The sequence below is a fragment of the Actinomycetota bacterium genome, from assembly GCA_035536535.1.
Classification (GTDB): Bacteria; Actinomycetota; JAICYB01; order JAICYB01; family JAICYB01; genus DATLNZ01.
Genome location: DATLNZ010000111.1, coordinates 14678 through 37335, shown reverse-complemented (window position 1 = coordinate 37335; position 22658 = coordinate 14678). Strand labels below are relative to the sequence as shown.

Annotated in this window: 22 protein-coding genes; 21 read left to right on the top strand and 1 reads right to left on the bottom strand. The window is 69.5% G+C overall.

What is annotated here, in order from left to right; all coding sequences use genetic code 11:
- Positions 1–48: 48 nt before the first annotated feature.
- From aroC to nusB, 5 genes are read left to right on the top strand one after another with little or no spacing between them, the layout of a single operon-like run.
- Positions 49–1209 (top strand): chorismate synthase, encoded by a 1161-nt coding sequence (gene aroC / locus VNE62_07590; protein ID HVE92147.1) that lies wholly within the window; start codon positions 49–51, stop codon positions 1207–1209.
- Positions 1210–1211: 2 nt separating this feature from the next.
- Positions 1212–2888, top strand: a complete 1677-nt coding sequence (gene aroB / locus VNE62_07585; protein HVE92146.1) for a 3-dehydroquinate synthase — start codon at positions 1212–1214, stop codon at positions 2886–2888.
- On the top strand, positions 2889–3347 hold the full coding sequence (gene aroQ / locus VNE62_07580; GenBank protein ID HVE92145.1) for a type II 3-dehydroquinate dehydratase: 459 nt from the start codon (positions 2889–2891) through the stop codon (positions 3345–3347).
- Positions 3348–3376: 29 nt separating this feature from the next.
- Positions 3377–3955 (top strand): elongation factor P, encoded by a 579-nt coding sequence (efp, locus tag VNE62_07575; GenBank protein ID HVE92144.1) that lies wholly within the window; start codon positions 3377–3379, stop codon positions 3953–3955.
- A 3-nt stretch (positions 3956–3958) separates the two neighbouring features.
- Positions 3959–4384, top strand: a complete 426-nt coding sequence (nusB, locus tag VNE62_07570; protein HVE92143.1) for a transcription antitermination factor NusB — start codon at positions 3959–3961, stop codon at positions 4382–4384.
- On the opposite strand, the gene VNE62_07565 is transcribed toward nusB, so the two are convergent.
- Entirely contained in the window at positions 4330–5928 is a 1599-nt protein-coding gene (locus VNE62_07565; protein ID HVE92142.1) for a prolipoprotein diacylglyceryl transferase family protein, read from the bottom strand. The genes nusB and VNE62_07565 overlap by 55 nt on opposite strands.
- A 237-nt stretch (positions 5929–6165) precedes the next feature.
- Between VNE62_07565 and pyrR the strand changes: the two genes are divergently transcribed.
- The 16 genes from pyrR (at position 6166) to VNE62_07485 (ending at position 22636) form a co-directional block, all read left to right on the top strand.
- On the top strand, positions 6166–6678 hold the full coding sequence (pyrR, locus tag VNE62_07560) for a bifunctional pyr operon transcriptional regulator/uracil phosphoribosyltransferase PyrR (protein HVE92141.1): 513 nt from the start codon (positions 6166–6168) through the stop codon (positions 6676–6678).
- Complete coding sequence (locus VNE62_07555; GenBank protein ID HVE92140.1) at positions 6665–7606, top strand: aspartate carbamoyltransferase catalytic subunit; 942 nt, start codon at positions 6665–6667, stop codon at positions 7604–7606. Before pyrR ends, VNE62_07555 begins: the two co-directional genes overlap by 14 nt.
- Entirely contained in the window at positions 7600–8907 is a 1308-nt protein-coding gene (locus VNE62_07550; GenBank protein HVE92139.1) for a dihydroorotase, read from the top strand. Before VNE62_07555 ends, VNE62_07550 begins: the two co-directional genes overlap by 7 nt.
- Positions 8904–10124 carry a glutamine-hydrolyzing carbamoyl-phosphate synthase small subunit gene (gene carA / locus VNE62_07545; protein ID HVE92138.1) on the top strand — a complete coding sequence of 407 codons (1221 nt, stop codon included), beginning with the start codon at positions 8904–8906 and terminating at the stop codon, positions 10122–10124. The genes VNE62_07550 and carA overlap by 4 nt, the downstream gene beginning before the upstream one ends.
- Positions 10125–10132: 8 nt before the next feature.
- The gene (locus VNE62_07540) at positions 10133–10594 is read left to right on the top strand and encodes a hypothetical protein (protein HVE92137.1); all 462 of its coding nucleotides are present in this window, start codon (positions 10133–10135) and stop codon (positions 10592–10594) included.
- Entirely contained in the window at positions 10595–13825 is a 3231-nt protein-coding gene (gene carB, locus VNE62_07535) for a carbamoyl-phosphate synthase large subunit (GenBank protein ID HVE92136.1), read from the top strand. It begins immediately after the preceding gene.
- Positions 13825–14685, top strand: coding sequence for a dihydroorotate dehydrogenase electron transfer subunit (locus VNE62_07530; protein HVE92135.1), 861 nt, complete (start codon positions 13825–13827; stop codon positions 14683–14685). Before carB ends, VNE62_07530 begins: the two co-directional genes overlap by 1 nt.
- Positions 14686–14716: 31 nt before the next feature.
- Entirely contained in the window at positions 14717–15655 is a 939-nt protein-coding gene (locus VNE62_07525) for a dihydroorotate dehydrogenase (protein HVE92134.1), read from the top strand.
- A 4-nt stretch (positions 15656–15659) separates the two neighbouring features.
- Positions 15660–16448, top strand: coding sequence for an orotidine-5'-phosphate decarboxylase (pyrF, locus tag VNE62_07520; GenBank protein HVE92133.1), 789 nt, complete (start codon positions 15660–15662; stop codon positions 16446–16448).
- Positions 16449–16463: 15 nt separating this feature from the next.
- Positions 16464–17048 (top strand): orotate phosphoribosyltransferase, encoded by a 585-nt coding sequence (gene pyrE / locus VNE62_07515; GenBank protein HVE92132.1) that lies wholly within the window; start codon positions 16464–16466, stop codon positions 17046–17048.
- A gap of 73 nt (positions 17049–17121) precedes the next feature.
- The gene (gene mihF / locus VNE62_07510; GenBank protein ID HVE92131.1) at positions 17122–17439 is read left to right on the top strand and encodes an integration host factor, actinobacterial type; all 318 of its coding nucleotides are present in this window, start codon (positions 17122–17124) and stop codon (positions 17437–17439) included.
- Between the two features lie 21 nt (positions 17440–17460).
- The gene (gene gmk / locus VNE62_07505; protein ID HVE92130.1) at positions 17461–18015 is read left to right on the top strand and encodes a guanylate kinase; all 555 of its coding nucleotides are present in this window, start codon (positions 17461–17463) and stop codon (positions 18013–18015) included.
- A gap of 26 nt (positions 18016–18041) precedes the next feature.
- Entirely contained in the window at positions 18042–18305 is a 264-nt protein-coding gene (gene rpoZ, locus VNE62_07500; GenBank protein ID HVE92129.1) for a DNA-directed RNA polymerase subunit omega, read from the top strand.
- A gap of 41 nt (positions 18306–18346) precedes the next feature.
- The gene (coaBC, locus tag VNE62_07495; GenBank protein HVE92128.1) at positions 18347–19543 is read left to right on the top strand and encodes a bifunctional phosphopantothenoylcysteine decarboxylase/phosphopantothenate--cysteine ligase CoaBC; all 1197 of its coding nucleotides are present in this window, start codon (positions 18347–18349) and stop codon (positions 19541–19543) included.
- A gap of 67 nt (positions 19544–19610) precedes the next feature.
- The gene (metK, locus tag VNE62_07490) at positions 19611–20813 is read left to right on the top strand and encodes a methionine adenosyltransferase (protein HVE92127.1); all 1203 of its coding nucleotides are present in this window, start codon (positions 19611–19613) and stop codon (positions 20811–20813) included.
- Between the two features lie 35 nt (positions 20814–20848).
- Positions 20849–22636: a hypothetical protein gene (locus tag VNE62_07485; GenBank protein HVE92126.1), complete on the top strand. Its 1788-nt coding sequence runs from the start codon at positions 20849–20851 to the stop codon at positions 22634–22636.
- The last annotated feature ends 22 nt before the right edge of the window (positions 22637–22658 follow it).

Here is a 22658-nt window from a genome sequence, read left to right as displayed (position 1 = left end):
TAGAACTGGCCTGCCGCCGCCCGTGGGCGCGTCGCTACACTGCCCGTCATGCCTTCCCTGCGATACCTGACCGCCGGCGAGTCGCACGGTCCGGCGCTCACTGTCGTCGTGGAGGGCCTGCCCTCTGGGCTATCCGTCCCCGTCGCTCGGATCTCCAGCGAGCTCGCGCGCCGCAGGCACGGGTCCGGCAGCGGCGCCCGCATGAAGCTCGAGACCGACGAGTTCGAGCTGCTCGGCGGGATCAGGCACGGGACCACGCTCGGGAGCCCGGTCGCCGTGGTCATCCGCAACACCGAATGGGAGAAGTGGTCGGAGGTCATGTCCCCGGAGCCGGTGGACGACCCCGGGCGAGCCGCCACGCGTCCGCGGCCGGGTCACGCGGATCTGGTCGGGATGCTCAAATACGGCTTTCGCGACGCCAGGAACGTCCTGGAGCGGGCATCCGCACGCGAGACCGCTGCCCGCACGGTCGCGGGAGTGATATCGAAGCTTCTTCTGGAGACGCTCGGGGTCAGCGTGATCAGCCATGTCGTGTCGATAGGCGACGTCACGAGCGAGTCGCGGTGCCCAGAGCCCGGAGACGTCGAGCGGATCGAGTCGTCGCCGGTGCGCTGCCTGGATCCCGACGCGGAGACCCGCATGATCGAGGCGATAGAGGCCGCGAAGTCCGACGGCGACACGCTCGGAGGAGTCTTCGAGGTCGTGGCGCACGGGCTGCCGGCCGGACTCGGCTCCCACGTCCATTGGGACCGCAAGCTCGACGCGCGCCTGGCGTTCGCCCTGATGTCGATCCAGGCGATGAAGGGAGTGGAGGTGGGCGAGGGGTTCGCCGGGGCCGCGGTGCGCGGGTCGCAGGCCCATGACGAGATCTTCTGGACCAAAGAGTCGGGCTACGACCGGCACACGCAGCGGGCCGGAGGAATCGAGGCCGGCATGTCCACGGGCGGGCCCTTGCGGGTGAGGACGGCGATGAAGCCGCTGTCCACACTGCGGAAAGCCCTGCGCACTGTGGACGTGGAGACCAAGCAGGACGCCACCGCGATCGTGGAGCGTTCGGACGTTTGTGCCGTCCCGAGGGCGTGCGTCGTCGGCGAGGCCGTCGTCGCGTTCGAGCTCGCCGCCGCCGCGTTGGAGAAGTTCGGAGGAGACTCCGTGGACGAGTTCACCGCCGCCCACAGCCGCTGGCTCGACGTCCTCGGCAGCGCCTGACAGTGGCAGCGAAGTCTGCGGGACCCCAGGCGAACATCGTCCTGATCGGATTCATGGGCTGCGGCAAGACCGAGGTCGGCCGCAGGCTCGCCGCTCGTACGGGACGCAACTTCGTCGACACCGACGCGCTGATCGAGGACGAAGGCCTGTCGATGGCTGACATATTCGCCGCCGAGGGCGAAAGCGGCTTTCGACGCCGCGAACGCAAGGCTGTGGAGAGGGCGGCGCGCAGCAGGAGCTGCATCATTGCCACGGGTGGCGGTGCCGTGCTCGATCCCGGCAACGCACGCGCGCTGAAAAAGACCGGGGTGCTGGTCTACCTCGACGTGGGATTCGAGGATCTCGCCCAGCGTCTCATCGACGCGGGCGGACGTCCGATGCTGGACTCGCCGGACAAGGGCGCCACCGAGAGCGACGACGGTCGCAGAGCCGAGCGGGCGCGCCGGCTGCGGCGCATCCGCACCCTTCTCAACGAGCGATCGCCCGTGTACGAGTCGGTCGCCGACGTCGTAATACCCACGGAAGGGCTGGACGGCGAAGGGGTCGCCAGGGAGATCGCGCGACGCTTGGACGTCGCCCGCAAACAGTCGTCCCGGCCCAAGTACGTGGAGGTGGAGGTCGAGCCGGCCTACCGGGTCTCGGTCGGCCGCGGAATCCTGCGGCAGGCATCGGTGAGCTTCCAGGTGCCCGAGGGAGCCGAGCGTTTGTGCGTGGTCTCCCACCCCCGGGTCAACCGGCTGTGGGGCTCGACGCTCGGTGAGGGGCTGCGCGCGACGGGACTGGAGACGGCCACGTTCACCTTCCCGGAGGGCGAGGAGAAAAAGACCCTCGACACCGCGGCACGCCTGTACCGGCGTATCGCCTCCAAGGGCTTCCACCGAACCGACCTGCTGCTGGCGCTGGGCGGGGGTGTGGTTGGCGACGTGACGGGCTTCGTGGCCTCGACCTATGCGCGCGGGATACCCCTGGTTCAGGTGCCGACGACGTTGCTCGCGATGGTGGACGCCGCCATCGGCGGCAAGACCGCCGTCAACCTGCCGGAGGGAAAGAACCTCGTCGGGACGTTCCACCAGCCGCTGGCAGTTCTGTGCGACATGGACGTGCTCACAACACTTCCCCAGCGCGAGCTCCGTGGAGGACTTGCCGAGGTGATGAAATATGCGCTGATCGACGAGCCCGACCTGGGAGAGCTGGTGCTGACCAACCGAACAGAGGTGTTCGCCAGGGACTCGGTCCTGGAGCCGGTCGTGCTGCGATCGGCAGCCATAAAGGCACGGGTGGTGGCGGCCGACGAGCGCGAGTCCGGGCCTAGGGAGGTGCTGAACTACGGGCACACGCTAGGCCACGCGCTGGAGAGCCTGCAGCTTTCGCGGTCGCATGCGTGGCACCACGGCGAGGCCATCTCGGTTGGCATGCACTTCGCGGCGTGGGTGTCGGTCCTGTCCGGGCTGGCGGACAAGGAGCTGGTGGACGAGCACGTCCGGCTGCTATCCGGCGTCGGGCTTCCCACCACGGCCCCCCGGCTGTCGTGGGACGACGTAAAGCGCTACATGCGCATGGACAAGAAGTACAGATCCGGGATCCGGCTGGTCCTTTTGAGCGAGCCGGGCCGGCCGTCGGTGCAGGACGGACTGCCCGACGACGTTCTCGAGGAGGCCCTGAGGCGGGTGAGCGCATAGATGCGGTTGCTGGTGCTGCACGGACCGAACCTGAACCTTCTGGGTACCAGGCGTCCGGACCTGTACGGGACCGCGACGCTGGAGCAGATCGACCGGATGCTGTCCGACGCGGCCCAGGCGGCGGGACATGACATCGACTCGGCGCAGTCAAACCACGAAGGGGAACTGATCGATCGTCTCCACGCCGCCCGCAGCCACTTCGACGGAGTCCTGTTGAATCCCGGGGGCCTGGGGCACACCTCCGTCGCCCTGCGGGACGCGGTGGAGGCGTGCGGGGTCCCGGTCGCGGAGGTGCACCTGTCCAACATCTACGCTCGCGAGGACTACAGGCGGCGGTCGATCGTTGCCGAGGCCTGCGCCGGGGTGGTGTCCGGATTCGGCCCCCAGTCCTACGTTGCCGCCATGTGGGCGCTGCTCGGTGTGCTGCAGGCCGGAGATACCACAACACCGGCTCCCTAGGGCCGGGAGCCGGTGTAACCTCGGTCGCCATGGCGAGCGACAACGTAAACGTCAACAACCTCAAACGGGGCATGGTCCTGAACCTGCCCGAGGGCCTGTTCCAGGTCCTGGAGTTCCTCCACCACAAGCCGGGCAAGGGCCAGGCCGTAGTGAGGACGAAACTGCGCAACCTGCGCAACGATTCGGTCCTGGACCGCACATTCAACTCCGACACCAAGGTAGGCATGGCGATCCTGGATCGCCGGGAGATGCAGTACCTGTACTCCGACGGCGACGACTACGTCTTCATGGACTCAGAAAGCTACGAGCAGACGCACCTGTCCGCCGCCCAGATCGGCGAGGACGGACTCCGCTTCCTGAAGGAGGGAGTGTCGGCCGCCATCGCCCTGCACGACGGACGTCCCGTGTCGGTGGATCTGCCGACGACCGTGGACCTGGAGGTCACGGTGAGCGACCCGGGCCTGAGGGGCGACAGGTCGTCGGCGGGAACCAAGCCCGCGACCCTCGAGACGGGGACGACCATCCAGGTGCCCTTGTTCGTCGAGCCGGGAGACGTCGTGCGGGTCGATACGCGCAACGGCGAGTACGTCACCCGGGTCCAGAAGTAGCTGGTGTCGCGCCACACCGCGCGCCTCGCGGCCGTAGAGGTGCTCTACGCAGCCGACGTCAGGGGGGCCGACCCCGCCGAACTGCTCGCCGAGCGGCCACGGGTGGCCTCCTACGCGGTGCGGCTCATCGAGGCGATCACGGCGCGCCGTGAGGAGATCGACTCGATCTTGTCCGCCAAGTCGATCGGCTGGCCGATGCAGCGGATGTCGCCGGTTGATCGCAACGTCCTGCGCATCGGGGTGCTCGAGCTGCTGGAGGGCGATATCCCGCCCGCCGTGATCATTGACGAGGCTGTGGAGCTGGCCAAGAGGTTCTCCGGCGAGCCGGCCGGACGGTTTGTGAACGGGATACTGGCCGCAGTCCTGGCCGACCGTCAGGAGCCCGGAGTCGCTCCCGAACCCTCGCCCGCCCCAGGCTCCGGGTCCTGATCGTCGGCCCCCGGCTGCCGTTGGGCTGGGGCCGCCGGAGGTTCGGTCGGAAAGCTGGCCGCGAGCTGGGCCGTGGATTCCTCCGTGGACGACCAGTCGTCGCTCGGCTCTATGACCGGGACCGGCTCGGGTGCAACCGGCGGGGGCTGCTCGGTGACGGGAGCCGGTTGCGAAGGCCCCGGTGCGGGCTGCTCGGTCACGGGAGCCGGTTGCAAAGGGTCCGCCGCCGGCTGCTCGATCCCGGGAGCCGGCGGCTGTGGGTGCGCGGGAACGCCTGGGGGCGGCGCGAACGGCGAGTCGTTTTCTGAGGTCTCAGGTTCCTCCTGGGTCCTCCACGTCGGGTCGGGGGCGAACGCAGCCGACTCCTCGGGCTCCCACACCGGTTCGGCCGCGGGGGTTTCGGGCTCCTGAACCGGTTCGGGCCAGGCGGGCGGGATCGGCCCGGGCCCGGGCGAGGGCGGCGCGAACGGGGACGGCGCTTCCGGCGACTCGGAGACGGTCGCCGGTTCCGATTCGGAGATGAGCGGAACCTCAACGGTGTCGGCTGGAAGCACCGGCCCCGGGTCATCCGCGGAGGCCGGGTAATCAGCCTGGGCCGGCTGCGCGAAAGGCGCCTCGTCCACCAGTGGCGCCTGGGAGGAAACCTCTGCCTCAGCATCCACCGCGCCCGCGGGCACGCCGACCGCTACAGCTCCGGCCAGCCCGGCGGCTGCACGGTTGGCCGACCGCTGCCTGGCCGTGGCGATGAGCGCCAGCCCGGCGAGCGCGAAAAGGATTCCCGCCCACTGGCTGCCCGACAGTCCGAAGTACGAAGACTCGATTGTCTCGCGGTTGCGGGTGAAGTCCAACAAAAGGCGCTGCAGTCCGTACCAGGTGCAGAACGTCCCGAACAGCACCCCTGGGTGGGGACGCCTCCGCGCCACGATTGCAAGCAGGACCGCCAGAGCGCCCACGCCGATCAGGTCATACAGCGCGGTCGGGTGCACCACCTCCCCCGGCACGTAGGTGGGCGGTCCGTAGCCGGGAGCGAGGTCGGCCCCCTCGGGAATGATGTAGCCCAGCTGAAAGTCGGTCTTGCCACCCAAATGGTCGGCGATGATCAGGTCTCCGATGCGTCCCACCGCCACCCCGACCACAAAGCCGGGAGCGGCGGCGTCCGCGGCAAGTCTCAGGTCGAAGCCGCGCCGCCACAGGTATCCGAGGCCGAGCGCAAGTCCGCCCACAAAGCCGCCGAACATGGTCAGGCCGCCCTCCCAGACGGCCAGCACATCGCGCAGGGACCCGAAGCTGTCGAGGTGGGCGAGCACATAGAAGCCCCGGGCGCCGAGGATGGCTCCGACGAACCCCCACGTGACGGCGTTGATTACCTCCGGCCGCGGTATGCCCCTCGGTTCCGCCAGCCGAGCCATCAGCATCGCGCCCAGCAGAAACCCGAGAGCGGTCCCGACCCCGTGCGGGGACACCCCGATCCACTCGAGTCCGGGGATGGGGACGCTCCAGCGCTGCACCGGCTGGTACGTGACGTAGGCGAGCAACCAGTCCATCGCCGCTAGCCTAGCCGCAGCGCGGCCGGCCGCCGTCGAACTGCCGGACAGGTTGCCCCTGTCACAGTCGGGTGTTACGTTGCGCCGGTAAGCGTTGCCTTTAAAGGCTCGTCCGGAGAGGCGAGAAAGGAGCGCCAGATGCGTCCGCGCACGCCCGGCACGGCTGCCGTGTCCACGGCCTCTTCCTCTCCCGTTGCGCCGGCGCCCTTCACCGCCCCCCGCGTCAAGGCGCGCGTCATGGAGGCCGAGGACGTCCGCCGCGCACAGACTCGGATCGCGCACGAGATCCTCGAGCGCAACCGTGGCTCGTCCGGCCTCACGCTGATCGGGATCCGCACCCGGGGGGCGGTCCTGGCTCGGCGGCTGGCCTCGGCGATCGGCCAGATCGAAGGGACCGCTCCCGAGGCCGGGGACCTCGATGTGACTCTCTACCGTGACGACCTGTCCAGCCGCGGCCTTCGTCCGGTCGAGGCGACCGAAGTCCCCGGGGTCGACGGAAGGGTGGTCGTCCTGGTCGATGACGTCCTGTACACGGGCCGGACGGTCAGGGCCGCCCTCAACGCCCTCAACGACCTCGGGCGCCCGGTCTGCGTGCAGCTCGCGGTACTGGTGGACAGGGGGCACAGGGAGCTTCCGATCCGAGCCGACTTCGTGGGACGCAATCTCCCGACGTCGTCGCGCGAGGACGTCCGGGTGCTGCTGGCAGAGGTGGACGGGACCGACGGGGTGGAGATCCATGAGCGCGCCTGACCGCCACCTTTTGTCGATCCGCGACCTCGAGCCGTCGGAGGTCCAGGAGCTGCTGGACACGGCGGAGTCGATGCGCTCCGTGAGCGAACGAGAGGTCAAAAAGCTGCCCACGCTGCGCGGACGGACGATCGTGAACCTGTTCTACGAGGCGTCCACGCGCACGAGGGTGTCCTTTGAGCTGGCTGCCAAGAGGCTGTCGGCGGACGTCGTCAACGTCGCGTCTTCGGCATCGAGCATCGAAAAGGGCGAGAGCCTGCGTGACACCGGCCGGACTCTGGCGGCGATGGGAGTTGACGCAATCGTCCTGCGCCACCCTTCCGCCGGAGCAGCCGCCCGCCTGGCCCAGTGCGTGGACTGCAGCGTGATCAACGCGGGCGACGGGGCACACGAACACCCGACACAGGCCCTGCTGGACCTGCTCACGATCCGGCGCCACTTCGGGCGGATCGAAGGGCTGCGGGTGGCGATCGCCGGCGACATCTCGCACTCGCGGGTGGCCCGGTCCACCGCGCTCGGGCTGTCCAGGATGGGGGCCCGGGTCGTGCTTGTCGCGCCTCCGTCCATGCTGCCGCGTGGGGTGGAGCAGCTCGGGTGCGCCACGTCGTCCAATCTCGACGAAGAGCTTGGGTCACTGGACGTCCTGTACCTGCTGCGGATCCAGAAGGAGCGCCACCGCGAGTCGCTCGTGCCCTCGGAGGCCGAGTTCGCCGCCCTCTACGGCCTCACCCCCGCAAGGCTGGAGCGGCTTCCGGCCGCGTGCGCCGTCATGCACCCCGGGCCGATGAACCGCGGGCTGGAGATCGCGTGGGAGGCGGCCGAGTCCGGGCGGTCGCTGGTGGAGCAGCAGGTGGCCGCGGGGGTCTGCGTGAGGATGGCGGTCCTGTACCGCCTGCTGGGAGCCCCGGCGATGGTGGAGGCGGCATCGTGAAGGTCCTGTTGCGAGGGGGCCGCGTAGTGGACGGCACGGGCGCCAGGGACGCCGACGTCCTCGTCTCCGACGGCGTGGTGGAACAGGTCGCGCCGGGGATCTCGTCCCCTCGCGGAGCCGAGGTCCTGGACTGCGCCGGCACGGTCGTCTGTCCCGGTTTCGTGGACCTGCACGTGCACTTCAGGGAGCCGGGCTCCAGCGCCGACGAGACGGTCCACACCGGGAGCCGGGCGGCGGCCCTGGGCGGTTACACCGCCGTGTGCCCCATGCCGAACACCACACCGGCGGCGGACCGGGCATCGGTGGTCGAGACGGTCTGGCGCCGCGGCCTGGAGGCCGGACTGGTCGACGTCTTCCCGATCGGTGCGATTACGGCGGACAGAGCAGGCGAGCGACTGGCCGCGATGGGAGAGATGAACTCGAGCGCGGCGCAGGTCCGGATGTTCTCCGACGACGGCGATCCGGTGCCCACAGCTCACCTCATGCGCCGGGCGATGGAGTACGCCCTTATCTTCGACGCGGTGATCGTGGACCACGCCGAGGACCCCTCCATGCGCCGCGGCCACATGCACGAAGGGTCGGTGTCCGCCGCTCTGGGGGTCGCAGGCATCCCGGCGGAGGCCGAGGAGATATGCGTCCGCCGCGACATCGCGCTGGCGCGCATGACGGGGGCCCGACTGCACATCGCGCACCTCACCACGGCCGGGGCGGCCGAAGCCGTCCGGGAGGCAAAGCGCGAGGGCCTTCGGGTCACGTGCGAGGTGACGCCGCACCACCTGGCCCTCACCGACGAATCGTTGGTCTCGTTCGACACGTCATTCAAGGTCGCCCCGCCGCTGCGCCCGGACGGGCACGTGCAGGCCCTCAAGCAGGCATGCGCCGACGGCACCGTGGACGCCGTCGCCACCGACCACGCGCCGCACGCGCCCTACCGCAAGGACGTGGACTTCGAGCACGCCCCGTGCGGGATGCTCGGCCTGGAGACCGCGCTGGGGGTGGTGCTGACGGAGCTTGTTGAAGCCGGCATCTGCGGTGTCGAGCGCGTGGTGGAGATGATGAGCATCGCCCCGGCGAAGATCCTCGGGCGTGAGGGCCACGGGGGCCCGGTGGCCGAGGGAGCGGCGGCCAACCTCGTGGTGTTCGACCCCGAGCACGCGTGGACGGTAGACCCGCGGGCGCTTTCGTCCAAGAGCAGAAACACCCCCTTCGCCGGACGAAAGCTCAAGGGCAAGGTGCTCCACACGATGCTGCGCGGACGGTTCACGGTCCGCGATGGACTGCTCACGGAGGTGGCCGGATGACCGAGTCGCTGCTGGCCTTCGCCGATGGCACCGTCTTTCACGGGCAGGCTCTCGGCGCTTCCGGACGGACCGCAGGCGAGCTGGTGTTCAACACCGCCCTGACCGGTTACCAGGAGATCCTCACCGACCCCTCGTACCACGGACAGATCGTCACCATGACCTACCCCCACCAGGGCAACTACGGCGTCAATGCCGGCGACGCGGAGGCCGGGCGTCCGTGGGTGAAGGGGTTCGTCGTCCGGGAGGCCACGCACACGCCTTCGTCATGGACATCCGAGCAGAGCCTGGAGGACTACCTCGTCCGGCACGGCATCGTCGGCATCCGCGGCATCGACACCCGCGCTCTCACCAGGCGGCTGAGGTCCCAGGGGGCGATGGTCGGAGCCATCGCCAGCGACGGCTGCACGCCGGACGAGCTGGTCGAGTGGGTACGACGCCAGCCGGGCCTGGAGGGCCGGGACCTCGTGGCCGAAGTCTCGCCGGCCGAAGCCTACGACGCCTCCGCGGCGCTCGCCGACTGGTCGGGCATCGCGGCGTCCCAGGACCCCTCCGTTGCCCCCCTGCCGGCCGAAGCTGCGGGCGCCCGCGTCGCCGCGATGGACTACGGGATGAAGCGCAGCATCCTCCGCTGCCTCGCCGGAGCCGGGCTCGATGTGCGGGTTTTCCCGGCCTCCGCCACGGCCACCGACGTCCTGTCGTGGAACCCCGACGGCGTGTTTTTGTCCAACGGACCCGGCGACCCCTCCGCGCTGCCCTACGCGGTCAAGACGATCCGTGGGGTGCTTGAGTCCCGGACGCCGGTGTTCGGCATCTGTCTGGGTCACCAGCTGCTCGGCACGGCGCTGGGAGCGTCCACCTACAAGCTCAAGTTCGGACACCGGGGCGCGAACCACCCGGTGAAGTCGCTGGATTCGGGCCGGGTCGAGATCACCAGCCACAACCACGGCTACGCCGTGGCTACCGGCGTGGACCCCGGGTCGGCGGGGGAGCCGTGGCAGGTACTCGCCAAGTCCAAGGCCGGCGACTGGCGCTGGACCTCCGATTACGGAGAGGTGGCGCTGACACACTTCGACCTCAACGACGGAACCCTGGAGGGGTTCAGGTGCCTGGACCTGCCCGCTCTCGGGGTTCAGTACCATCCGGAGGCGGCGCCGGGACCCCACGACTCCCGGTACCTGTTCGGTGATTTCGTGGACCTCATCGCGGCGAGTCGATAGGAGGCGGCATGCAGGTCGGACGAAGGGCCAGGGTCGTCGCTCTGGAGCGGCCGTCGCCCGGGGACCGGTCCCCGTACCTGGAATCGGAGGGACTGCTCGTCCGACGCCTCAACGTCGCCTGGGAACCGAAGCTCGGCGCCCTGTGGGAGCTGCGCTTTGAGTCCGGCGACCACGTCGTGTTCTCCGAGTCTGAGCTTCGGGAGCTGGACGAGCAGGGACAGCCGCTACCGTCGGAGATCCCGGACCTCGAGGAGTCCTGGGGCGACGCCCCCCGGACCGTTTCCTACCCGTTCCGCAGGTTCGGGGGCCGCAGCCGTGCGGCGCCGGCCGTTTTGGCCTTTATCGCGCTGTCGCTGGCCGGGTCGCTGCTGGTTTGGGCGGGCCTCGCCTCCAACAGCCTGGCGATGGGCGCCGCCGGGGGCCTTCTGATCGTTCTCGGCATGGGCGCCGCGGCGCTTCTGGTGTCCTAGGTGCCCAGGCGCGACGACATCGAGACGATCCTGATCCTGGGGTCCGGTCCGATCGTCATCGGACAGGCCGCCGAGTTCGACTACTCGGGAACCCAGGCCTGCAAGGTCCTGCGGGAGGACGGCTTCCGGGTCGTCCTCGTCAACTCCAACCCGGCGACGATCATGACCGACCCGGAGTTCGCCGACCGTACCTACGTCGAGCCGGTGACGCCCGAGGTCGTGGAGGCGGTCATCGAGCGCGAGCGGCCGCAGGCGCTGCTGCCCACTCTCGGAGGCCAGACTGCGCTCAACTGCGCGGTGACGCTGTCGGAGTCGGGGGTGCTGGACCGCTACGGCGTCGAGCTGATCGGCGCGAAGCTGGAGGCCATCAAGAAGGCCGAGGACCGCAGCCTGTTCAAGGACGCCATGCAGCTCATCGGCCTGGAGTGCGCCCGGTCCGGCTACGCCTACACCCTCGCCGACGCCCGCAACCTGGCCGGCGCCATCGGCTACCCGGTGGTGGTGCGTCCCAGCTTCATCCTCGGCGGTGCCGGATCCGGGGTAGCGCACACGCCGGACGAGCTGGAGGCCGTGATCACCGAGGGACTCGAGCGCTCGCCGGTGCACGAGGTCCTGGTGGAGGAGTCGCTGATCGGGTGGAAGGAGTTCGAGTTCGAGGTCATGCGCGACCTCGCGGACAATGTCGTCATCGTCTGCTCCATCGAGAACCTCGACCCGATGGGTGTCCACACCGGCGACTCGATAACCGTGGCTCCCGCGCAGACGCTGACCGACCGCGAGTACCAGGCGATGCGCAACGCCTCCATCGCGTGCATCCGCGAGGTGGGCGTGGAGACGGGCGGGTCAAACATCCAGTTCGCGGTAGACCCGGCCACCGGGCGAATGATCGTGATCGAGATGAACCCGCGCGTGTCGCGGTCGTCGGCGCTTGCCTCCAAGGCCACCGGCTTCCCCATCGCCAAGGTCGCGGCAAAGCTCGCGGCCGGTTACCTGCTCGAGGAGATACCCAACGACATCACCCGCAAGACCCCGGCCAGCTTCGAGCCCAGCATCGACTACGTGGTCGTGAAGATCCCGCGGTTCACATTCGAGAAGTTCGCGGGGGCCGACCCCCAGCTGACGACGAAGATGAAGTCGGTCGGCGAGTCAATGGCCATCGGAAGGACGTTCGCGGAAGCCCTGCAGAAGGGCATCCGCTCGCTGGAGACGGGCCGGGCCGGATTGAACGCCGACCCGGAGGAGCGCAAGCTGCCCACGGACCCGTCCGAGCTGCTGCAGCTGGCCTCGGTGCCGACGGCCGAGCGCCTGTTCCAGGCGGAGGCCGCGCTGAGGGAGGGCGCCACATCGGCGCAGCTGAACCAGGCGACGGGCATCGACCCGTGGTTCTGCGACCGGCTGGCAGAGATCGTGGAGGTGCGTGAGCGGATCCGTAGGGGCGAGTGCTCCGAGTTGGAGGCCGCGCGCAACGGCTTCACCCCCGACCAGGTCGCATACCTGGGAGGACCACCCCCCAGCGGAGAGGTGAACGCGGTCTACAAGGGCGTCGATTCCTGCGCCGCGGAGTTCGAGGCGTACACGCCGTACTACTACTCAACCTACGGCGAGCAGGACGAGTCGAACGCCCCCGGCGGCAGCGTGGTGATCCTGGGGTCCGGTCCGAACCGGATCGGCCAGGGCATCGAGTTCGACTACTGCTGCGTCCACGCGGCTTTCGCGCTGCGGGAGATCGGCGTCGAGTCGGTGATGGTGAACTGCAACCCCGAGACCGTGTCCACCGACTACGACACGTCCTCGCGGCTGTACTTCGAGCCGCTCACCTTCCACGACGTGATGCAGATCGTGCGGGTCGAGTCGCCGGCCGGCGTGATTGTCCAGCTCGGGGGCCAGACCCCGCTGAAGCTGGCGATGCGGCTCGAGGAGGCCGGCGTGAAGATCCTCGGGACCCAGCCCGACGCCATCGACGCCGCGGAGGACCGCGGCCGGTTCGGACAGCTCCTGGAGCGCCTGCGCATCCCGCACCCGCCCTACGGAATGGCCACGTCGGCCGAGGACGCGGTCCGGATCAGCCGGCGCATCGGCTACCCGGTGCTCGTCCGGCCCAGCTACGTTCTCGGGGGCCGGGCGATGGAGATCGTCTACTCCGACGAGATGCTCGAGCGGTACATCGCGACGGCGGCGCTGGTCGAGCCGGGACACCCGGTTCTCGTCGACAAGTTCCTGGAGGACGCCGTCGAGATAGACGTGGACGCGATCTACGACGGCAGCGAGCTTCTGGTCGGCGGGATCCTCGAGCACATCGAGGAGGCGGGGATCCACTCCGGGGACTCAGCCTGCGTGATACCGCCCCACACCCTTGGCCCCGACCAGATCCGCACGGTGGTGGACCACACAAAGGCGATCTCCGACGCCCTGGGGGTCCGGGGGCTGATCAACGTGCAGTACGCCGTCCGGGACGGGGTGGTCCACGTTATCGAGGCGAACCCGCGGGCGTCGAGAACGGTCCCGTTCTGCTCCAAGGTGCTCGGCGTCCCGCTGGCGAAGGTCGCGACGTGGGTGATGCTCGGCCGCAGCCTCGAGGACCTGCGCCGCGACGGCCTTTTGCCGGAGACGCCGTGGATCCAGGACCTGCCGTACGTGGCGGTCAAAGAGGCGGTCATGCCGTTCTCGCGGTTCCCGGGCGTGGACACACTGCTCGGCCCGGAGATGAGGTCCACCGGCGAGGTAATGGGCATCGACGCGCAGTTCGGCCACGCATTCGCAAAGGCTGAGGCCGGCGCCGGACTGCGGCTGCCGACCTCGGGCGCGGTGTTCATCTCGGTGCGCAACAAGGACAAGAGGGCGATCATCTTCCCGGCCAAGAGGCTGTCGGAGCTCGGCTTCGACGTCTACTCCACGGAAGGCACGGCGGACGTCCTGCGCCGCAACGGTGTGCCGGCCACGCCGGTGGCCAAGATAGGGGAGGGCAAGCCCGACGTGCTCGACCTGGTCGCAGGCGGCAAGGTCGACCTGGTGATCAACACCCCGATCGGGCGCGGCCCCCGGTCCGACGGGTACCAGATTCGCACCGCCGCGGTCGTCCACAACGTGCCCTGCATCACGACCATCTCGGGGGTCCAGGCGGCCATCCAGGGCATCGAGGCTTCGATGGGCGGACCGCTGGGGGTGGCACCTCTTCAGGACTACCACCGGCTGATACGCTCCAGAATCGGCTCTCCGGAAGGGACGGCCTGATGGTCTGGTCGGGACAAGCGGAGGTCTTCGGCTACAAGCGGCTGGGCGACCCGTACCACTCGCTCACGATCGTGGCCCCCGACATCTGCGCCCAGGCAACGCCGGGGCAGTTCATAGCGGTGAGGCTCCCGGACGATGGGTCGCTTCTCCTGCGCCGGCCCTTCTCGATCCACCGCGTGGACCGCCGGCCGGGATGGGCGGGGACCATCGAGGTCGTGTTCGACGTCCGGGGCCGGGGCACCGAGCTGCTGGCGAAGTCGCGGCCTCACAGCGTCCTGGACGTGCTCGGCCCCCTGGGCCGGCCGTTTCGCCTGCCGAAGGAACCCACGGACTGTTTGCTGATCGGAGGGGGCATCGGCACGGCCCCCCTTCTTTTCCTGGCCGAGGAGCTGCGAAATCACGCCAACCAGGTGCATTTCATCATCGGAGGCCGGACCCAGGAGCACCTGCTCAGACCGATCGAGGCCAAGCGTGTGGCGAACAAGATCTTCTTCACCACCGACGACGGCTCCAACGGCCATCACGGTCTCGTGACCGACATCATGCCGGACGTCCTCCGCCAGACCGGTGCCCGGATCGTCTACGCCTGCGGACCGACTGCGATGCTGCGTGCCGTCGCCCTGTGCTGCCGGGAAAACTCGGTCGCCTGCCAGGTCGCCTGGGAGGAGGTCATGGCGTGCGGTTTCGGCGCGTGCCTCGTTTGCGCCGTGCCGGTGCGCCTTGATCCCGCGCAGGGAGCGAGCGAAGAAGCCTGGGCGTGGGTCCGCTGCTGCACCGAGGGACCGGTCTTTTCGGGACAGCGGATTCACTGGGACATGGTCGAGCCGTCCGGGACGGTCCACGCCGAGACCGCGACATGACCGGGGCCTTTCAGTGAGGCCCGTGTCGCAGATGCCGGCGACGGCCTCGGTCCAGCCGTCGATGGTCGTGGATCTGGGCGGGTTCAAGCTGCGCAACCCGGTGCTCGCGGCGTCCGGCTGCTTCCACTACGCCCGCGAGTTCACGCCCTACATGGAGCCCGGCGATCTCGGGGCCGTGATCGTCAAGAGTCTTTCGGTCCGGCCGTGGACGGGGCATCCTCCCCCACGGGGAGCAGAGACCCCGTCTGGGATGCTCAACGCGATAGGCCTCCAGAACCCGGGGGTGGAGGCGTTCGCCGAGCGCGAGCTGCCGTGGCTGATCAAGCGGCGCGTGCCGGTTTTCGCCTCGATCGTAGGCAACACCGTGGAGGAGTTCATCCGCGTGGCGGAGAGGTTGCGGGGCGCGCCGGGCATCGTCGGGCTGGAGGTCAACATCTCCTGTCCGAACCTGGAGGACCGGTCGCGGATGTTCTCCATGCGTGAGGACACCACCGCCTCGGTCGTGCGGGGGGTCCGGCGCGTCGCCACCCAGCCCATCTTCACAAAGCTGTCCCCGGACGTAACCGACATCGTGGCGATCGCGCGCGCAGCGGTGGACGCCGGCACCCACGGCCTTTCGGTCATGAACACCGCCTCGGGGATGGCCATCGACATCGAGACTTTCCGCCCCAAGCTGTCCACCGTTACGGGCGGACTGTCCGGGCCTGCCGTGAAGCCGATCGCCATCCGCTGCGTGTTCCAGGTGGCGCAGGCGTTTCCTTCGGTGCCGATCATCGGCCAGGGCGGCGTGTCCACCGGCGGGGACGTGGCCGAGTTCATGCTGGCGGGAGCCTGGGCCGTCGCGGTGGGTACGGCCAACTTCGTCAACCCGAACGCCAGCGCCCGGATCCTGGGGGAGCTTCGGGAATTCTGCGTCCGCAAGGGGATCTCCGACGTCAACGACCTGCGCTCGCGCCTGAAGATCGGATGATCGAATGACCACTCTGGAGCCGCCCGTCTGCATCGCCCTGGACGTCCCGGGCTATGCCGAGGCAGGTCAGATCGTGAAGGAGCTGTCGGGACTGGTCGGGCTGTTCAAGGTGGGGCTGGAACTGTTCTGCGCCGAGGGTCCCCGGACCGTCGAGGCCGTGCGTCAGGCAGGCGCAAAGGTCTTTTTGGACCTGAAGGTCCACGACATTCCCCGTACGGCGGCGGCCGCTGTCAGGGAAGCGGGCCGTATCGGAGCCACCTACCTGACGATCCACGGCTTCGGGGGCCGGGACATGATCCGCGCGGCCTCGGAGACCGCAAAGGAGAACGGCGGTCCCCAGCTTCTGGTCGTGACTGCCCTGACGAGCCTGGACGACGCGCGGCTGGCTGAGATCGGGGTGCGGGGAACAGTCCGCGAGCACGCCCTGCGTATAGGGACGCTCGCCGCGGAGGAAGGAGCCGACGGCCTGGTCCTGTCGCCCAGGGAACTGGACGTGGTCCGAACGACCCTTCCGCACCTCCAGCTGTGCACCCCTGGGGTCCGGCCGCAGGGATCGTCGGTGGACGACCACCAGAGGTCGCTGACACCCGCCGAGGCGATCCTCGCGGGAGCCGACCTGCTGGTGATCGGGCGCCCGGTGCTGCAGGCGAGCGATCGCCGCGCGGCCGCCTCCGAGATCGTCCGGCAGGTCCAGGAGGCGGAAGGACAGCGAGAGGCGCGCCGGCGCCACGACTCGGCCGCTTCCGTCCAGGAGGCCGAGGATGCAGAGTTTGTGGAGGAGGGGGTGCCGTGATGTCGCGGAGGTCGCATGAACTCGTCTGAGGTCCTGGCTCTTCTCGAACGGCAGGACGCCGTACGCCGTGGACACTTCGTGCTGTCCTCGGGTCTTCATTCCGACACCTACGTCCAGTGCGCGCAGGTCCTGCAGTGGACGGGAACCGCGGAGAGGTTCGGCCACGAGCTCGGACTTCGCCTGGCCGAAACGCGGCCTTCGGTCGTGCTAGGCCCCGCGATGGGAGGCATCGTCATCGGCCACGAGGTGGCCCGCCAGCTCGGCGTCCGGATGATCTTCTCCGAGCGGGTCGCCGGTGCGATGAAGCTTCGCCGCGACTTCTCGGTGGAGCGCGGCGAACGCGTGCTGATCGTGGAGGACGTCGTCACGACGGGCGGCTCGCAGGTGGAGGTGATCGAGCTTGTCCGCGCCGCCGGGGGTGAGGTAGCCGGCGTCGGGACGATCGTGGACCGCTCGGCGGGAGTGCCGTTCGACGTGCCGTTTGAATCGCTCGTGGCCATGGAGGCGCCGCGCTGGCAGCCGGACGAGTGCCCGCTGTGCGCCGGTGGCGAACCGATGTCGAGTCCCGGCAGCAGAAGGGTAGGGCAGGCCGCGGGGTGACCGGCCGCGTCGCAGAGGCCGGGCGCTATACTACGCGCTGATTTTGGGGGGCTTCCCACAAGGAGGTATGCGAATGCCGCTTCCAACTCTTACAGAGGAGCAGCGGCGCGACGCGCTGGCCAAGGCCGCCGACGCTCGCCGCAAACGAGCTGAGATCAAAGCCAAACTCAAGAACGGCAGCCTGGGACTGACGGAGATATTCCGCAGTTCCGCCTCCGACGAGACGCTGGGCAAGATGAAGGTCTCAGCGATGCTCGAGGCCCTTCCGGGCGTAGGCAAGGTACGAGCCCAGAAGGTGATGGAAGAACTGAAGATCTCCCCCACGCGTCGCATCCGCGGTCTCGGCGAGAAGCAGCGGAGCGCCCTGCGGGAGCGGTTCGGAAGCAAGTAGGGAGCAGCCGCCGCGGGCCGCCTGATCATCGTCTCCGGCCCCTCGGGGGTCGGAAAGGGCACGGTCATAGCCGAGCTGCGCAGGCGGCGGCCGTACGTGGGCCTGTCCGTGTCATGGACGACCCGCCCCCGCCGTCCCGGGGAGGTGGACGGCGTCCACTACAGGTTCGTGGACCAGGCCGCCTTCGACTTCGCAGTGACCCGCGATGAGTTCGTGGAGTGGGAGCAATATCGCGGGTACTCCTACGGAACCCCCTGGTCGGAGGTGCAGAGGGCCCTGGAGTCCGACGAGCAGGTGGTCCTGGAGATCGACGTCAGAGGGGCGCGCTCGATCAAGCACCACTACCCGGACGCGCTTTCGGTGTTCATCGAGCCCCCTTCGGTGCAGTCGCTGGAGCAGCGCCTCCGGGCGAGGGGGACCGATCCGGAGGAGGACGTCGTGGCCCGGTTGGAGGCGGCCAGGGAGGAGCTCAAGAGCCGGGATCTGTTTGACCACGCGATCCTGAACGACGACGTCGAGCGTGCGGCGGGGGAACTGGAGGCTATACTGGACTCGTCTGGGCCTCCCGGCCCCTGATCTCTTCTGCCCCGCAAGGAGCGTTCATGATCGAGCCCAAGATAGAAGCCCTGCTGGAAACGGTCGACAACCAGTACACCCTGGTCGTCCTGTCCGCACGGCGCGCCCGCCAGATCGTCGACTTCTACGCCAAGCTCGGCATGGCGCTTCCGTCCGAGGAGAAGCCGATGCAGCCGCTGCTTGAGACCAGCGTCCACGGCGTCAAGCCGCTGACCGTTTCGCTGCGCGAGGTCGAGCAGCAGCGCGTCGGCTGGGAGCGGCCGACCGAGGCCGAGGAGTCGTTCAAGTAGCCTCCCCGCCCGGTCCGGACGCCGCCCCCGCCGGCGGAGCAATGTCCGGACGCCGGATCGCCGTCGCGGTCTGCGGGTCCATTGCCGCCTACAAGATGGTGGACGTCGTCCGCCGCCTGCAGGACGCGGGAGCCGAGGTGAAGGTCCTGATGACCCCTTCGGCCACGCGATTCGTGGGGTCCGCCACATTCGCCGCCGTCACCGGCAGCCCCGTCGTCACCGATCTGTTTGAGGCCCCAGATCGAGTGGTGCACGTCGAGCTGGCCAGGTGGGCCGACCTCATCCTCGTGGGGGCCGCAACCGCATCGACCCTCCACCTCATGGCCGCGGGCGGAGCGTCGGATGCCGTCTCGGCCACCTACCTCATGTGCAGGTGCCCGGTGGTGGTCGCACCGGCCATGCACACGGAGATGTGGGAGCACGAAGCCGTGCGGCGCAACGTGGCGCGGCTTGTGGCCGACGGCGTGGCGTTCGCCGGGCCGGTCACCGGCGCCCTGGCCTCCGGCGACCACGGGATCGGAAGGCTGGCGGAGACCGGGGAGATCGTGGACCTGGTCCGCAGCTCGGTCGGCCCCCGGGACCTGGACGGCGTAAAGCTGCTCGTCACCGCGGGACCGACAAGGGAGCCGGTGGACCCCGTTCGGTTTGTGTCCAACAGGTCTTCGGGCCGCATGGGATTCGAGATCGCCGGGGCGGCCGCCGCGCGGGGCGCCGACGTCACCGTCGTCTGCGGCCCAGTGAGCGTTCCGACCCCCGCGGGGGTCGACGTGGTCCGGGTCGAGACCGCGCAGCAGATGCTGGACGAGTGCCTCGCTCGCTTCGACGACTGCGACGTGGTGGTCAAGGCGGCCGCGGTAGCTGACTGGCGGCCGACGGAACCGTCGCAGACCAAGCGGCCGAAGTCGGACCTCGGCAGCTCCATCGGCATGGAGCCCACGCCGGACATCGCGGCGGAGCTGGGGCGAAAAAAGGGCAGACAGATCCTCGTGGCCTTCGCGGCACAGACCGGCTCCCTCCCCCAGGCCGCGGCTTCGGCCTCGGAAAAGCTTTCCCGGAAGAACGCGGACCTGGTGGTCGCCAACGTCGTCGGCTCCCCGGACACGGGCTTCGAGTCGGACACCAACGACGCGGCGCTCGTCTCGTCGGCCGGTGTGCGGGAGTTGCCGCGAATGCCGAAGCGCGCGCTTGCGGGCGTGATCCTGGACGAGGTGGTCCGGCAGCTGCGCGACCGGCCGTAGCCGGCGGGCGCGACCCTGACGGGGGTCGCCGGTACACTGGCCCGATCCCGATCCAGGAAGGCGGCGCATGCATCACCGGTGGCTTTTCACCTCCGAGTCCGTGACCGAGGGTCATCCCGACAAGCTTGCGGACCAGGTGTCCGACGCGATCCTCGACGAGATCCTGAGCAACGACCCCTTCGGCAGGGTCGCCTGTGAAACCGTCCTGACAACGGGCTTCTGTTTGGTGGCGGGCGAGATCTCGACTTCCACCTACGTGGACATCCCGCGCGTCGTGCGCCAGACGATCACCGACGTCGGCTACACGCGCGCCAAGTTCGGGTTCGACGGCTCGACCTGCGGCGTGGCCGTGGCCATCCAGGAGCAGTCCCGCGACATCGCCCAGGGTGTGGACCAGTCCCTCGAGACGCGCCGCAGCGGCACGTCCGACGAGCGCGACGATCTGGGGGCCGGAGACCAGGGAATGATGTTCGGCTACGCGTGCGACGAAGGGCTGGACACGGAGCTGATGCCCACGCCCATCTGGCTCGCCCACCGGCTGGCCCAGCGCCTGGCCGAGGTGCGCAAGGCGGACACGCTGTCCTATTTGCGCCCGGACGGAAAGACTCAGGTGACGCTCGAGTACGAGGGATGGCGTCCGGTCCGCCTGGACACCGTGCTCGTTTCCGCGCAGCACGCCGACACCGAGGGCGTGGAGTCGAAGATCCGCCAGGACATCCTCGAGCACGTCGTGCGGCCGACCGTCCCACCGGAGCTGTGGAACGACGACGTGCGAGTGCTGGTGAACCCCACGGGACGCTTTGTCATCGGCGGCCCCCAGGCCGACACCGGGCTGACCGGACGAAAGATCATCGTGGACACGTACGGCGGCATGGGCCGTCACGGCGGCGGGTGCTTCTCGGGCAAGGACCCCACGAAGGTCGACCGCACCGGCGCCTACGCCGCGCGCGACGTCGCCAAGCACGTGGTGGCCTCCGGGGCAGCCAGCCGCTGCGAGGTCGAGGTCGCCTACGCGATCGGGACGGCGCATCCCGTTTCGCTGACCGTCGAGGGGTTCGGTACCGAGCAGGTCGACCCGCAGGCGCTGTCGCGGCTGGTTCACGAGTTCTTCGACCTGCGCCCGGCGGCGATCATCGCCGACCTGGACCTGCGCCGGCCGATCTTCAGACAGACCGCGAGCTACGGGCATTTCGGCCGCACGGAGAAGGACTTCACCTGGGAACGCACGGCTCGGCTGGAAGAGTTCAAGAAGGCGGTCTCGACGCTGTAGACGCGGACGCAGCAGCAACCTGCCGCTTCTGCCGTGTGGCGCTGGACTCACCCGTCCTGGCGCTGGACCGCCCGTTCGACTACCGCATCCCCGACCGTATGACCGGGCGCGTCCGCCCCGGTTGCGTGGTCCGGGTCCCGTTGCATGGACGCCGGGTCCGGGCGTTTGTGACCGAGCTGCTGGAGAGCCCGGAGGTCCCGGACCCCAAGCCCCTGTCCTCGCTCGTGTCCGAGCAGCCGGTGTTCGCCCCGCCCGAGATCGAGCTCGCCCGCTGGCAGGCGCGAAGGTACGTGGCGACTCTGGGACAGGTCCTGCACCAGGCCGTGCCGGGCCGGCTGTCGGCTCCCGCCCTAACAGCGGATCCAAAGGCTCCGGCTCCCGCGACGCCCGAGGCGGACCCGGGCCTGCAATGGCTCGAGGAACCCGGGGCCATGGCCCGCGCGGTCGGCGAGCGCGGCCGTTTGGTGGTCGTCGCGGCCGGAGGCGCAGTGGAGGCCGAGGTGGTGAGGGCTGCGGTGCGGTCGGGCGGCCGGACACTGGTCATCGCGCCTCGCGCGGCCATGGTCGAGTCGATCGCGGCGTCACTGCCGGGATGTGCCGTCATCCACGGAGACCAGAAGCCGGCGGACAGGGCGCGGTCCTGGGCGAGGGCGCGGGATGGAGACGCGGAGGTCGTCGTGGGGGGGCGCGCTGCGCTTCTGGTCCCCATGCCTGGACTGACAACCGTGGTCGTGGCGGCCTGCCACGACCGCAGCCTCAAGGAGGAGAGGACCCCCCGGTACCACGGGCTGGTTGTGGCGGCGCGCAGAGCGCAGCAGCAGGCAGCCGCGTTCGTCGCCGTCTCGCCGGCGCCGCCTCTGGAGCTGCAGGGCGACTGGAGTTGGCCGCGCCGCAGGCCGGCCGCGGTCCGGCCGGAGGTGGCGGGGATGAGGTCGGGGCCCGTGACGCCGAGGCTGCAGGAGGTGGTCCGATCGGCGATCTCCCGGGGGTCCGACGCCCTGGTGTTCGCCGGGCGCCGGGGGATCGCCCTCCGCCTCCGTTGCCGCGACTGCGGCTGGTATCCCAGATGCGCGGCCTGCGCAGTGGCCCTCACGGTCGTGACGGCGGGCTCGGGGGACCTTCGCTGCCGCAGCTGCGGGACCGACAGCCCGGCCCCCTCGGCCTGTGGGGAATGCGGTGGACTGCGCCTGGACGGGCGTGGGTGGGGGAGCGACCGGGTCGCCGACGAGTTGGAGCAGTCCGATCCCGGGGCCCCGGTCCTGCGGGTGCACGCGCAGTCCCCGCTGCCCCGGCGCAGGCCCAGTCCGGCCGTGATCGTCGGGACGGCGGCCGCGGTGTGGGCGCTGTACGGCAGGACCGTCGGCGCCGCGTGCGTTGCGGACCTGGACCAGATGCTGGGACGTCCGGACTTTCGGGCGGGCGAACGGGCCCTGGCGCTATTGGAGGAGATGGCGTCGCTGCTGGAGCCGCAGGGGCGGTTTTTGGTTCAGACCAGGGAGCCCGAGCACCACGCGGTTCAGGCGTTCACCCGCCGGTCTTACCGGTACTTCGCCGACCGGGAGCTGCCACACCGGACAGCGGCCGGCTATCCGCCGTACTGCGCACTCGTCCACGTCGAGGCGGATCCGTCCGAGCTCGCGGGGCTGCCCGCGCTGCTCGGCACCGCCGCCTCGCAGGTAGTCGGGCCGCTGCCCCGTCCCGGGGGCCGCGCCGGGTCGCTCGTGAGGGCGCCCGACGTGGAACCGTTGCTCGGCCCTCTGCGGGAGTTCGCCAGGCTCCACCCGGGAGCCCGGATAGACGTGGATCCCGTGGACGTCCTGTAGCAGGTCGTTGCGGGGACGTTGC